General features: G+C 64.4%; 15 protein-coding genes and 1 tRNA gene. 7 read left to right on the top strand and 9 right to left on the bottom strand.

Annotation, left to right across the window (positions count from 1 at the left end; translation table 11 throughout):
* Window positions 1-404 (top strand): hypothetical protein (locus tag ACFSOZ_RS31715; RefSeq protein ID WP_379104668.1); only part of this gene is annotated, 404 nt, incomplete at its 5' end.
* Window positions 405-580: 176 nt separating this feature from the next.
* Here the strand turns inward: ACFSOZ_RS31715 and ACFSOZ_RS31720 are convergent.
* Genes ACFSOZ_RS31720 through ACFSOZ_RS31740 form a run of 5 tightly spaced genes read right to left on the bottom strand, consistent with a single transcriptional unit; the run spans window position 581 to window position 2,949 of the window.
* Window positions 581-886 carry an urease subunit beta gene (locus ACFSOZ_RS31720; protein WP_379104670.1) on the bottom strand — a complete coding sequence of 102 codons (306 nt, stop codon included), beginning with the start codon at window positions 884-886 and terminating at the stop codon, window positions 581-583.
* Between the two features lie 7 nt (window positions 887-893).
* Window positions 894-1,481 (bottom strand): HupE/UreJ family protein, encoded by a 588-nt coding sequence (locus ACFSOZ_RS31725; RefSeq protein ID WP_379104672.1) that lies wholly within the window; start codon window positions 1,479-1,481, stop codon window positions 894-896.
* Window positions 1,482-1,514: 33 nt separating this feature from the next.
* A complete protein-coding gene (locus ACFSOZ_RS31730) occupies window positions 1,515-1,769 on the bottom strand; it encodes a DUF1272 domain-containing protein (protein ID WP_379104674.1) in 255 nt (84 codons plus the stop codon).
* Between the two features lie 15 nt (window positions 1,770-1,784).
* Window positions 1,785-2,087 carry an urease subunit gamma gene (locus ACFSOZ_RS31735; protein WP_379104676.1) on the bottom strand — a complete coding sequence of 101 codons (303 nt, stop codon included), beginning with the start codon at window positions 2,085-2,087 and terminating at the stop codon, window positions 1,785-1,787.
* Between the two features lie 28 nt (window positions 2,088-2,115).
* Window positions 2,116-2,949 (bottom strand): urease accessory protein UreD, encoded by an 834-nt coding sequence (locus ACFSOZ_RS31740; RefSeq protein WP_379104678.1) that lies wholly within the window; start codon window positions 2,947-2,949, stop codon window positions 2,116-2,118.
* Between the two features lie 214 nt (window positions 2,950-3,163).
* Here ACFSOZ_RS31740 and ACFSOZ_RS31745 point away from each other — a divergent pair, with 214 nt between their 5' ends.
* From ACFSOZ_RS31745 to ACFSOZ_RS31755, 3 genes are all read left to right on the top strand, one after another.
* Window positions 3,164-3,418, top strand: coding sequence for an acyl carrier protein (locus tag ACFSOZ_RS31745; RefSeq protein WP_224665779.1), 255 nt, complete (start codon window positions 3,164-3,166; stop codon window positions 3,416-3,418).
* A gap of 5 nt (window positions 3,419-3,423) precedes the next feature.
* On the top strand, window positions 3,424-4,632 hold the full coding sequence (locus tag ACFSOZ_RS31750) for a beta-ketoacyl-[acyl-carrier-protein] synthase family protein (RefSeq protein WP_379104680.1): 1,209 nt from the start codon (window positions 3,424-3,426) through the stop codon (window positions 4,630-4,632).
* 205 nt (window positions 4,633-4,837) lie between these two features.
* On the top strand, window positions 4,838-5,542 hold the full coding sequence (locus tag ACFSOZ_RS31755) for a glutathione S-transferase family protein (RefSeq protein ID WP_379104682.1): 705 nt from the start codon (window positions 4,838-4,840) through the stop codon (window positions 5,540-5,542).
* A gap of 30 nt (window positions 5,543-5,572) precedes the next feature.
* On the opposite strand, the gene ACFSOZ_RS31760 is transcribed toward ACFSOZ_RS31755, so the two are convergent.
* The 4 genes from ACFSOZ_RS31760 to ACFSOZ_RS31775 form a co-directional block, all read right to left on the bottom strand.
* On the bottom strand, window positions 5,573-5,920 hold the full coding sequence (locus ACFSOZ_RS31760) for a hypothetical protein (protein ID WP_379104684.1): 348 nt from the start codon (window positions 5,918-5,920) through the stop codon (window positions 5,573-5,575).
* An 85-nt stretch (window positions 5,921-6,005) separates the two neighbouring features.
* Window positions 6,006-6,626, bottom strand: a complete 621-nt coding sequence (locus tag ACFSOZ_RS31765) for a nucleoside triphosphate hydrolase (protein WP_379104686.1) — start codon at window positions 6,624-6,626, stop codon at window positions 6,006-6,008.
* A 114-nt stretch (window positions 6,627-6,740) separates the two neighbouring features.
* The gene (locus tag ACFSOZ_RS31770) at window positions 6,741-7,844 is read right to left on the bottom strand and encodes a hypothetical protein (protein WP_379104689.1); all 1,104 of its coding nucleotides are present in this window, start codon (window positions 7,842-7,844) and stop codon (window positions 6,741-6,743) included.
* A 110-nt stretch (window positions 7,845-7,954) separates the two neighbouring features.
* Complete coding sequence (locus ACFSOZ_RS31775; RefSeq protein WP_379104691.1) at window positions 7,955-9,769, bottom strand: methyl-accepting chemotaxis protein; 1,815 nt, start codon at window positions 9,767-9,769, stop codon at window positions 7,955-7,957.
* A gap of 193 nt (window positions 9,770-9,962) precedes the next feature.
* Between ACFSOZ_RS31775 and ACFSOZ_RS31780 the strand changes: the two genes are divergently transcribed.
* From ACFSOZ_RS31780 to ACFSOZ_RS31790, 3 genes are all read left to right on the top strand, one after another.
* Window positions 9,963-10,892: a D-alanyl-D-alanine carboxypeptidase family protein gene (locus tag ACFSOZ_RS31780; protein WP_379104693.1), complete on the top strand. Its 930-nt coding sequence runs from the start codon at window positions 9,963-9,965 to the stop codon at window positions 10,890-10,892.
* A 395-nt stretch (window positions 10,893-11,287) separates the two neighbouring features.
* Window positions 11,288-12,211, top strand: a complete 924-nt coding sequence (locus ACFSOZ_RS31785) for a DUF1003 domain-containing protein (RefSeq protein WP_379104695.1) — start codon at window positions 11,288-11,290, stop codon at window positions 12,209-12,211.
* A 295-nt stretch (window positions 12,212-12,506) separates the two neighbouring features.
* Window positions 12,507-12,583, top strand: a tRNA-Arg gene (locus ACFSOZ_RS31790).
* Window positions 12,584-12,637 lie beyond the last annotated feature (54 nt).

The following is a 12,637-nucleotide window of genomic DNA, read 5'->3' on the forward strand; positions in this document are numbered from 1 at the left end:
ATGCGCAGGGACTTGAAAGCCCGGAGACCGTCAACCGCATCGTCGGCTCGCAGGTCAAGCAGGAAGAGGCCAACGCCACCGTCGAAGCCGGCAACGTCAACACCGCAATCGACCGGACGCGCGAAAACATCGGCACGGTGCGCAAGACGTCCAAGCTCGACAAGGTCGATATCGTGTTCCTCACCGATGCCGCGCGCAGCGAAGGCGGCCCGCCGCCAGTGATCGAGAGCAAGGTCAAACAGCATCAGGACGACATCGCGGAACTGCGCAAGGAGATCGAGGCCAACGCCTTGCTGTTTAACGCCATCGAGTCGCGGCGTGTGCTTGCGCAGGATATTCTTGCCGTCGAATTCGACACTCCTGGAAAGATCGTCATCTACGCCGCGGCCAAGCCGTCGAACTAGAGCAGTTCCAGGAAAAGCGTGAAACGGTTTTCCGTCCGGAATTGCGTCAAAACAGAGAGATAAAGCGGCTCGACGTTTCCGTGAAACGGTGACCCGCCCTGGGCCAAAAGCGCCGCTTGTCGTTGCCTCAAAACCGCTCGACACTTTTAGGCGACAGGCATGAGACACCATCGATCTCACAGCTTGCCCATCACCTTCTGCTGAAATCCATAGACCTCGCGCTTGCCGCCGAGCGGCACCAGCGTCACGTCGCGCTCCTGGCCGGGCTCGAAGCGCATGGCCGTGCCGGCGGCGATGTCGAGGCGCATGCCGCGCGCACGGTCGCGGTCGAATTTCAGCCCTTCATTGGTCTCGAAGAAATGGTAGTGGCTGCCGACCTGGATCGGCCGGTCGCCGCTGTTGGCCACTTTCAAGGTGACGGTCGGCAGGCCCTTGTTGAGCTCGATGTCGCCGTCCTTGGGGATGATTTCGCCCGGGATCATCGTGCCCTCACACGACGCCGAAGGCGAGGCCGACGCCGATCGCCGCGCAGGCAGCACCGGCGGCGCGGGCCAGGCCACGGAACCTGATGCCAAGACCGAGCCCGGCCGCGATGCCGACGGCATGCAGCAGCACGGTGGCGATGGCAAAGCCGGCCATGTATTCGAGCCCGCCGGCGTTTTCCGGCACCTCGGTGCCATGGGCGTGGCCGTGGAACAGCGCGAACAGGCCGATGATGGCGACGCCGGCCGATACAGGCAGATCGACTGCCAGCGCCACCAGCAGGCCGAGCGCCACGGCCGACGCCAGTATGCCGGGTTCAACGAAGGGTAGGGGCATATGCAGCATGCCGAGCCCGCCGCCAACCAGCATGACGCCGACGAAGGCCGCCGGCCACGCCCAGATTGCCTTGCCGCCCTTGAGCGCCGCCCACAGGCCGACCGCGATCATCACCGTCATATGATCGAGGCCGGAGAGCGGGTGCATGAAGCCGGCCATGAAAGAGGAGGTCGTGCCGATGCCGACATGGGCATAGGCCGGCATGGCGGCGGCCAGCAGCAGGATCGCCGACAGGCATAAGCGCTTGGCTGACGTCATTCTAAGTGCCTTTCATTTGCTGTGTCGTGGTGTTCACGCGGCCTTGCGCGGGCCACACCCTTCGGCTTTGAGAACACGCTTGGTCGAAGCGGGATATTTCTTCAGCATCGCCGCCGGGCGGATCGGCCGCGCCGAAAAATTGCCGCCGCAATTGGGGCAGGTGCCGCCCAACACTTGTTCCACGCAGTCGGCGCAAAAGGTGCACTCGAAGGTACAGATCAGCGCGTCGGCCGCCTCGGGTGGCAGGTCCTTGTCGCAGCATTCGCAATTGGGGCGCAGCTCGAGCATTTTGGTCTCCTCACCTCACCGGACAGGTTCGTGCACGGTCACCAGCTTGGTGCCGTCGGGGAATGTCGCTTCGACCTGCACGTCATGGATCATCTCGGCGATGCCTTCCATCACCTGCGCGCGGGTGACGACATGGGCGCCGGCCTCCATCAGTTCGGCGACCGGGCGGCCATCGCGGGCGCCCTCGACGACGAAATCGGTGATCAGCGCGATCGCTTCCGGATGATTGAGCTTGACGCCGCGTTCGAGCCGCTTGCGCGCCACGACCGCCGCCATGGCGATCAGCAGCTTGTCCTTTTCCCTCGGCGTCAGGTTCATGCGCTTCCCTGGATTGGCATAGACAGACTCACAGTGACCATAATTTGGGCAGTCCCGCCCTTCCGTTGAGCAATTCGACGAGTGGAACCAGCCGCTGGCGCAGCTGATAGCCGTCCCCGGCGTAGAGCCTCGCAAGAAGCTTGCCAGATTTCTTCACGCTCCAGACGCTGGCGCTGCCCTGGCCGCCGACGATCGCCAGAACCGGATCGAGCAGCGCCTCGGCCCGCGGCGACACCAGCAGCAGCGTCGCCATCGCGATCGCGCCTCCGGCAACCGCCGGACGGTCGAGCGTTGCCGCGATATCGGGTCCGATGCGAAAATCCTCGGCATGAATGAGTTCGCCATCCCTGCGGACACGCCAGCGGTCATGGAAATGGCCCTGTGTGGCGCGCTCGCCCATCGCCAGGCGGCCGAAGACGGTGGCCTCCAGCACCAGCGCCTCGGCGCCGACGGCAAGCTCGACGTCGAGCGTGCGGGCAAACGCTGCCCGGTCGAAGACGATGGTTTCCTGCGGCAGCCAGGCGATGCGGCCGTTTTCGCCGACCGACAAATTGACCCGCACTTCGGCCCGGTCGGATGCGGCCTTGTAGATCTTCTCGCAAGCCTGGGTCGTGATCGACGCCGAAGCAGCCGCGCCGACGTCCACCTCCCAGCCGAGCCGGTCGCCGCCGGTCATCCCGCCGGCGGTGTTGATCAGCACGGCCTCGAGCGGATCGGCCGAGACAGTCGGCATCCTTATTTTGGCGGCACCATCCTGATAGAGGCGCCGCAGGCGCGTGCGACCCTCGCCGACAGCACAGGAAAGCCGCGCCACGCCCGCAACCCGCTGCGTCGAAATCCTGCCATCTTCGATCGTATCCATGCCAGCACGTTAAGCACTCAGGCGGCTTTGTCGATATATGGCTCGATATAGCTTGTTGCTTGACAACGTTTCGGTTTCTATAGAGGGAACCACCTTGGTACGGTCATGCAGCGCTTGGCGGGGGTATAGAGCGAAGACGGCGGCTTGATGCCAGGAAAAAAGGGGCGCTGCTCAATTGGCGTCGGGAAACGCGACATAGTGGGGAAGAAACCGAATGGCCGACCAGCTGGCAACGGATATCATCGCGAAGATCAAGGCCCATGCCGAGCCGGGCGGCGAAGAAATCACCGCCAACACTGAATTGACCTCGCTTGGTATCCATTCGCTCGAGCTGACGGAGATCATCTTCGATCTCGAGGAAGAATATGGCATCGAGATCGAGATGAACACGGTCGATGCCTGGAGCAATCTGAAGAATGTCGGCGATATGGTCGAAGCTGTTCGCGCGCTGATCGCGAAAAAAGCTTGAACTGAATGCGGCAGCGCGTCGTCATTACCGGCATGGGTGGCATTTGCGGGCTCGGCACCAGCGCGCCCGCGATCTGGAACGAGATGCGCGCCGGCCGCTCGGCGATCGGCCAGATCACCAGTCCACAGCTGCATGACCTGAAGGTCAAGGTCGGCTGCGAAATCAAGACGCTTCCCGATCACGGCATCGACCGCAAGCAATTGGTGTCGATGGACCGCTTCAGCCTGCTGGCGGTGATCGCGGCCAGGGAGGCCATGCAGCAGTCCGGCCTGGTCTCGAACGAAGCCCGCACCTATCGGATGGGGACTGTCGTCGGCGTTGGCGTCTGCGGCTGGGAGGCGATCGAAGAGAGCTATCGCGCCATCCTGGTCGAGGGCAAGAACCGCGCCGGCATCTTCACCGTGCCGAGGGTAATGCCCAGTGCGGCCTCCGGCCATGTCAGCATGAGTCTCGGCCTGCGCGGTCCGGTTTTCGGCGTCACCTCGGCCTGCTCATCGTCCAATCACGCCATCGCCTCGGCGGTCGACCAGATCAGGCTCGGCCGCGCCGACGTCATGGTCGCCGGCGGTACCGATGCGCCGCTGGTCTGGGGTATCCTGAAGGGCTGGGAAGCGTTGCGGGTGCTGGCGCCCGATACTTGCCGGCCATTCTCGGCCGATCGCCAGGGCCTGTCGCTCGGTGAAGGCGCCGGCATGGCGGTGCTGGAAAGCTACGAGCATGCCATGGCGCGGGGCGCCACCATCCTTGCCGAAATTGCCGGCGCCGGCCTTTCCGCCGACGCGTCCGACATCGTCGCACCGACCATCGAAGGACCGACGGCCGCCATGCGTGCCTGCCTGGCCGATGCCGGGTTCAATCCCGAGGATGTCGACTACCTCAATGCCCATGGCACCGGCACCAAGGCCAACGACCAGATCGAGACGGCGGCGATCAAGCGCGTTTTCGGCGACCACGCCTACAGGCTGTCGGTGTCGTCGACCAAATCGATGCATGCCCATTGCCTGGGCGCATCGGGCGCGCTGGAGATGATCGCCTGTGTGATGGCGATCCGTGAAGGCATCGTGCCGCCGACAGCCAATTTTCGCGAAGCCGACCCCGATTGCGATCTCGACATCACGCCGAATGTCGCACGTGAGCGCAAGGTGCGCACCGCGATCAGCAACGGCTTCGCGTTCGGCGGCACCAATGCGGTGCTGGCCTTCAAGGCGGTCTGATCCCAGCCGGTCTTGATCGGCCTCGGGCAGTTACCACCTGTCGCAAGGATGGTCCTGACGTCCCGACCGCTCGAGTCCATTGACTGTCCGTGCATGGCGAAAATCTCGCTGCCATATTGATCAGAATCGGCCGCGCCCCTAATTCTCCGTGGACCCGCCAAAACCAGCGCCGCTTGGCGCCAAAATCCCCCCTCAGGAGTTTTCCATGGCCGACCTGTCCGCCTTTCCGATCGCAACGCGCTGGCCGGCCAGGTACCCGGACCAGATCCAGCTCTATTCGGCCACAACGCCGAACGGGGTGAAGATCTCGATCGCCCTGGAAGAACTCGGCCTTCCCTACGAGCCGCATCTGGTCAACATCAGCAAGAACGAGAGCTGGACGCCGGAATTCCTGTCGCTCAATCCCAACGGCAAGATACCGGCGATCATCGATCCGAACGGTCCGGACGGCAAGCCGATCGGCCTGTTCGAATCCGGTGCCATCCTGCTCTACCTCGCCGAAAAGACCGGCCTGCTCATCCCGGCGGACGCGGCGCTGCGCTACGAGACCATCCAATGGGTGTTCTTCCAGATGTCTTCGGTCGGACCGATGTTCGGCCAGGTCGGTTTTTTCCACAAGTTCGCCGGCCGCGAAATCGCCGACAAGCGTCCGCTGGAGCGCTACCGCGATGAATCGCGGCGGCTGATCGGCGTGCTCGACGGCAGGCTGAAGGGCCGCAAATGGATCATGGGCAATGACTACACCATCGCCGATATCTCGCTGCTCGGCTGGGTGCGCAACCTGATCGGCTTCTACGAAGCGCGCGAACTGGTCGGCTTCGATGACTTCGCCAATGTCGGAGCGTGGCTGGAACGCGGTCTGGCGCGTCCGGCGGTGCAGAAGGGTCTGACCATCCCGGCGAAGGGCTGAGTTTAAAACCAGCCAGGCCCTAATACGGGGCTACTTTGCCTTCGCCTTGGCTTTCGAACCGCCCTTGCCCATCATCGAGGCGGCGTACGATGCAGCACCCCGCGCTGCCACGACGACGGCACCGGCTGCTACATTGGCCGTCGCCTTGACCGTGCGCATTGCGCTGCCCGCCAGCGAATCGTCAGCGTTTGCCGGCTTTTTCGGCTTTGCGGTTTTAGGCGCGGCTTTCGCCGCCGCCGGCACCACTTTCTTCGGCGGTGACTTGCCGAAGGCCGGCTTGGCGTCCTTTGAACGCTCGGCGATCGCCGGACCGGCGCCTGCTTTCGACTGGGTCGCCTTGCCCTTGGCGGGCGCAGGCTTTCTTGCCTTTTGTGCCATCGGGTGGAATCCCTCTTCTGGCAGAATTGCCGTGTCGCGATAACGGCCTGAAAGTCTTAAGGTTCCCCTTGGAGAATCTTTAGAATCAAACGGAATCGCCGATCACCAGGTCGGCGGCCCGGCGGCGGGCAAGCACCCGGTCGATGTTGGGCATGTCGTTGGAGGCGATCCAGGCGCGGGCATCCGCGTCGGAGCGGCCATGGCCGTGCCAGCGCTCGAGCAGCCGGCGCTCGAGCTCGTCGCGCGGCACGTCGACGAAGATCGAGAAATCGAACAGCGGCGCCAGCCGCGACCACGGCTCCTCGTCGAGCAGCAGGTAATTGCCCTCGACCAGGATGAACTTGGTCTCGGTGGCGACGATCGCGGCGGCGGCGCGCGACAGTTCCATGCTGCGGTCGAAGACCGGGATGGCGATATCGGGTTCACCGGCCCGGATGCGCTTCAACAGGGCCTCAAACCCGGCAAAGTCGAAGGTTTCCGGAGCACCCTTTCGCGCGCGCAGGCCGCGCCGGTCGAGCACTATGTCGTCAAAGTGGAAGCCGTCCATCGGCACCACTTCCACGGCACCTTCGGGCAGCAGATCATGCAGGCTTGCCGACAGCGTCGACTTGCCGGCGCCGGGCGGACCGGCAATGGCGACGATGAAGCGCGGCGCCTTGCCGGCGCGCTTGAAGATGGTGGCGGCGAGATGGGCGATTTCGGACATGAGAGCCTCTCTCTGGCAGGAGCTTCAAATCCACCATGGTCCGCATGATGATTTCGGCCGCATCTTGGCGGCAGTTGGCGGAAATTTCAAACCCTACGGCCGCGCGACCCCGCCTCAGGCAGCCACCGGCTGGCCGATGCGCAGGAAATCGCTGTCGAAGGGAACCTCCCATGTCGAGCCACCGGCTGCCAGCCGCATGCGGCCGTTGGACGTGGTGATCTCCCGCGGCGGCTCGCCGCCGGACAGGGGCATGGCGCCGATGACATGGCGGAAGGAAACGCTGTGGCCGTCGCCGAGCGCAAAGGCGGTCGCCACGCCTTCGCGCTTCAGCCAGTTGTCGCCGATCGAGGCGGCATGACCGACGGACGCGCGGCCGTCCTCGATGCCGAGCACGCCGCGATGGCGGCCGCTCCATGGCGCGTAGTCGCGCCCGCCATTGCTGAGCCACAGCATGGTGATCGGCAGTTCGGCCGGGTTCTTCAGCACCAGCACCAGATCGTCCTCGGCCTGGCGCGCCAGTGCCGTCCAGCCCGGTCCGCCATGGTCGGCCTCGACCAGCGTGACGAAATCCTCGCGGAGGTCGCCCATGCGGTACTCCGTCAGGTCGAGTGTGCCGCCGCCGGCGGCGGGAAAATGGCCGAGATCTGCGGACCGCGCCGGATAGGCCAGCATGAAGCGGCCGCGTGCGGGGTCAGGCTCCAGCGGATCGTCCAGCGTCGCGGCGAACCGCTTTGGCGAAAAGGCCAGCCTGCCGCCGCCCGTCATCGCCGTCATCGGGTGATGGGCGACCGAGATCGCACCGTGGCCGCCGGAAAACACATGCTCCTGGTAGAGGAAGGGATGGCCGTCGAGCAGCCTCAGGATCTTGTCGACCATCGCGCCCATCACCTTGTGGCGCAAGCGGAAGACCGCGCGCCAGCCATCGTCTGTCGCAGCACTCTCGACGACATCCCAGGCGCTGTTGGCCGGCCAGCCATGCAGCGGCGCGTCCTCGACATCGCTGCGTGAAAACGGCGCGCAGAGAAAGTCGCCGGACAGGCGGACGGTGCCCTCGGGCAGGTCCTTGGGCAGCGTCTCGCGCGCTTCGTCGATCCACGGTGCGCGATGCAGCGGCCGCAGCTGGCGCCCGTCGCCGTCGACGACCATGTCGGCGATGTGGCCGACCGTGAGATCGAGCGAGACCGAAATGCCTTTTGCCTTGATCGTGCTGGTATCCATTGCGCTCTCACCGAATCTGATGGCGCAAACAGAACCCCTTCGGCGCCGCTTGCGCAAGCACCGCAATCGGCATTTTGCATCAGGGCTCGCTTCGACCCTGGCCGCGCCTGCTACTGACGCTTGTATTCCCGCACCGGCGACTTGGTGCCGTCGGTATAGGTGACCTGCACCGACATCGACGTCACGCTGTCGGCGACCTTGAAATAGGGCTGGTAGTCGTAGGGGATGGAATATGGGTCCTTCTTGTCGCAAGGCGGTATCTCGAGCGACTTGTCGAGCGTGGCACCGTTCAGGCTGTAATGCACCTCCTTGATGGCGCAGCGGTAGGACAGCATCTGGGTGAAATAGACCAGGCCGTGATTGCCGCTGGCGTCGAAGGCGATCCACGACGTCCAGAACTGGTCGAGGATCTGCTTGTCGCCTTGCTGCAGGGCTGTCTCGGGGTCGAAGCGGATGTCGAACGGTCCGGTCTCGCGGCCCCTGATATCGAGATACTTGACGGCAATGATGCCGGCCACGGTGCTGCCGGGCATCTCGAAACTCGGATTGGGCATCGGCTTGCCGGTGGTCTGGTCGTTGACCGCCAGGAAGCCGGTGTCGGTGAACGGACCGCTGTCGCCCATGCGCCAGGAGATGGCGGTCGCCGGTTCCGGCAGCGAGATGGTCATCGACCAGCCCTGGTTCGAGCGCATCGGTGTCAGCGTCGGGACGAAGCGGGAGGGATCAAGCACGTCGCCAAGTGCCGCCAGCCGGCTGCGGCTGCGGTCGAGCCAGTCGGCGAGCTGGGTCTGGTCGACGAAATATTTGAGCAGCCCGCCGTCCTTTTCGTAAGACATGAATTTGGTCAGCGCCTTGGCCTCGTTGCGCTTGTCGGCCAGCGTCTGGGCGCCGAGGCGGTCCTCCGAAAACTCCTGCGCCAAAAGGAAATAGGCCGGCGCGAAATCCGCATTGGCCGCCAGGAAGGCATTGAGCTTGTCAAGGCGCTGGGCGTCGTCGAACTGCAGGATATGCACCAGCTTGATCGACAATGCCTTGCCCTTGTCGGAAAGGGCGCCGAACACCTCGCGGGCGCCGGCCTTGCCGTCCTGGACCCTGAGCAGCGTGGCAAAGCGCGTGTAGGGATCGATGGCGTCGACATCGAAGCCGGCAAAGGCGAGATAGGCGCGCCGCGCATTGAGCATGTCGCCGGACAGCTCGTAGACGCGGGCATTGTGGTAGAACTCGTCCGGCCGCTTCGGCTCGGCGATCGCCCCGCCTTGCGCGGCAAGGGCGGCAAAGCCCTTGGCGATTGTGTCGATCGAGGCGGCGATCTGCTCGGTCGTCGCCTGCAGCTTTTCGGTCTGGGCCTGCTGCTGCGCCTGGCCGGCGGCCAGCGTCTCGGCCTGCTTCTTCACCTCTTCGGTGGTCTTCTGCACTTGCGCCGTCTGTTGCGTCTGCTGCTGCTGGGTGGAGGCGATCTCATCGGTCTTCTTCGCCACCGTGTCGGTCGACTGCTTGACCGCTTCGACCGTCTTCTGCGTTTGCGTGACCGTCTGCTCGATCCTGGCCACCTTCTCCGAGACGATGCCCATCGACTGCTGCAGCCCGGCCACGGCCGGCACCAGACTGGCGATCACACCGTTCTGCGAATTGGTCTCCTTCTGCACGGCATAGACGCCGCCGGCGACGGCCGCCGCGCTGGTGGCGAACACCAGCGCCGGCAGCGCCTTGGCCGCCAGCACCAGCCGCAGCACGATGGCAATGGCGATGATGACCGCCGCCACCGAGGCGACCAGCGCGATATAGGCGGCGAACGGCGCCAGCGGATTGAGGAGGTCGGACACCGCGCCGCCGACAAAGGCGATGCCGCCGGCCCATTTGCCGGTGCGGCTGAGTGATGCCTTGATAAGCGAGGGTGCTACGCCCCCAGCCCCGATATTCGTCATGCCCAAGCCCCCCAGCTATCAGATGCCACGCCCCTTCCCACAGGAAACGCGGCTTTGGCAAGGGAAGACAGGAAACAGGCGATTTCGCGGCGGGGCAAGCCTGGGAAGACACGACAATCCTGGGTATGACCGCCATTAACCAAATGGACGCAGCTGGCGCGTTACGTTAGCTTCGCCTCATCTCAGCAACAGCATGACCAGAACAGTCCAGCCCTTGTCCAGCCCGCGTCCCCTTCCGCTCATCCAGAAGCTTTTCGCGGCGCTTGCGCTGCTGGTGCTGCCCCTGTTGGCGCTGCTTGCCGGCTGCACGACCGTGACGCCACCGGATGCCGTGCTGGCGGTGCCGGCGGCGCCGCAGAAATATGCCGCGATCGTCGTCGACGCCAAGACCGGCAAGCAGCTGTTCGAGGTCAACTCGACGGCGCAGCGCTATCCGGCGTCGCTGACCAAGATGATGACGCTCTATCTGCTGTTCGAGGCGCTGGACGCCGGCCGCGTCACCAAGGAAACCCAGATCCCGGTGTCGGACCACGCCGCCTCGCAGCCGCCGACCAAGATGCGCTTCCGGCGCGGCGAGACCATCGACGTCGATTCGGCGATCCGCGCCATTGTCGTCAGGTCGGCCAACGACGTGGCGGTGGCGGTCGGCGAATATCTCGGCGGCTCGGAGGAGCAGTTCGCCGCCATGATGACCGCCAAGGCGCGCCAGATCGGCATGACCAGCACCGTGTTCCGCAACGCGTCCGGCCTGCCCGACGGCGACCAGCACACCTCGGCGCGCGACATGGCGGTGCTCGGCATGGCGCTGCATTCCCGCTTCCCGCAGCAGTTCCACTATTTCTCCGAAAGCGATTTCATGTTCCGCGGCAGGCTGGTGCGCGGCCACAACGACATGCTCGGCCGCGTGCGCGGCGTCGACGGCATCAAGACCGGCTACATCAGGGCCTCCGGCTTCAACATCGTCACCTCCTACAATGCCGACGGCCGCCAGCTGATCGTCGTGGTGATGGGCGCCGACAGCGCCCGCCAGCGCAACGACCATGTCGAGGCGCTGATCCAGCGCAGCCTGTCGCCTGATATGGCCGACACCAGGACCAGGCTGATGTTCGCCGAACAGCAGTGATCCGCAGCCCCCGATGCGCGCCCGGCTGCCCCTGACGGATTGCAAAGTGAGGGCAGTTATGCTACTGTTTTGGGCATGGTGCTGATTTGCGCCAGCGACCCGCCGCAAGGCGGGTTTTTTGTTTCCGCCGCCATCCTTCCACGGAAGTCATCCCCCTCGCTTCGTCATCCTCCGGTCTGCGCGTTCGCTCCGTCCATGGATGACGAAGGCGGGGAGGCTTCGGCCAATCTCGAATGTCTCTGATGGTCCGCGGCCTGCGAACCACCGCCGGCAGCGGCGGCCTCTCCCGATCATCACAACCACTTGTACGGGATGCGAAATCCGCCGTGACGGTGGATAAACTCTCGGCTATTGGCGTATCGTCTCAATCCAGCACCATTGCAGGAGCCCGCACCATGAGCACCGTCCCGAAACCGCCGCCCGAGCAGGCGGCAGACAATCAGCACGATGACGGCGGCGAATATTTCGAGGCCCCGACCACCGACGAGCTCGAGGCCGAACATGGTTCGGACGAGCATCTCGAAACGCCCGACGTGCCGGACTCGGAACCATCAGGACCCGGCGGCCACCGCGGCAAGCCGAAGAAAAAACCGTCGGCGATCTCGGGCCGAAAATTCCGCAAGCGCGACCTCGTCCGCATCGACACCTTGCGCCCGAGCCTCGCCGACCGCATCCGCGCCGATCATCCGGACCTGCCGGCCGGCGCCCGCATCAGCCGCGCCGAGCTTGGCCGTTACCGCATGCGCTACATGGAGGAGCTTCTCCAGCAGGAGCACGGCGAATTCTCCGAGCTGGACCGCCAGGTGGTCGAATCGATTGCCAGGCAGGACACCATTTCCGAAAACAGCGAGGAGGAGTTCGAGGAGCACCGGACGTTTGCCGACCGCGTCTCCGACAACATGGCGGCCTTTGGCGGCAGCTGGTGGTTCCTGATCTCGTTCGGCAGCGTGCTTCTGGTGTGGATCGGCATCAATCTGCTCGAGGGCACGGTGAGCGCCTTCGATCCCTATCCCTTCATCCTGCTCAACCTCTTGCTCTCCTGCATTGCCGCCATCCAGGCGCCGATCATCATGATGAGCCAGAAGCGGCAGGAGACCAAGGACCGCCTGCGCTCCTTCAACGACTACCGGGTCAACCTCAAGGCCGAGCTGGAAGTGCGCCATTTGCACGAAAAGCTCGACTACCTCATCTCGCGCCAATGGCAGCGGCTGGCCGAAATGCAGCAGATGCAGCTCGACGCCATGCACGAACTGACCGGCGCCAAGAAGCCGAAGCGCGCACCACGGAGGAGGCAGGCGGGTGAGGCGCGGTCCGCGTAGCGGACGAAAAGCCAATTGCTTGGCTTTTCGAGCGACGAACGGTGAAGCCCCGGTCCGCCTTTGGGCGGATCGAAAGGTCCAGTGGACCTTTCGAAGGGGCTGAACGCCCGAAGGGCAGGGAGCCTGCGAAGGGCCGGGCGCGGCGCGACCCTCATAGTCGCTAACCTGGGACGCACCGAGCCAGGTCGCTGCGCCAATCTCCAATTGCCCGTTGAAGCCCGCCCCGGCTTCCGCTAAGAAGCCGTGACTTGCCGGTTCACCGGCTGGTTCGTTTTCCGGATCACCGGTCCTGAAAGCACCCGTAGCTCAGCTGGATAGAGCGCTGCCCTCCGAAGGCAGAGGTCACAGGTTCGAATCCTGTCGGGTGCGCCACTAAAAGCTGTTGTAAATCAATAGCTTATGGTGACCGCACTTCCCCCAGAAATG

The sequence above is a fragment of the Mesorhizobium newzealandense genome, from assembly GCF_042682145.1.
Lineage (GTDB): Bacteria > Pseudomonadota > Alphaproteobacteria > Rhizobiales > Rhizobiaceae > Mesorhizobium > Mesorhizobium newzealandense.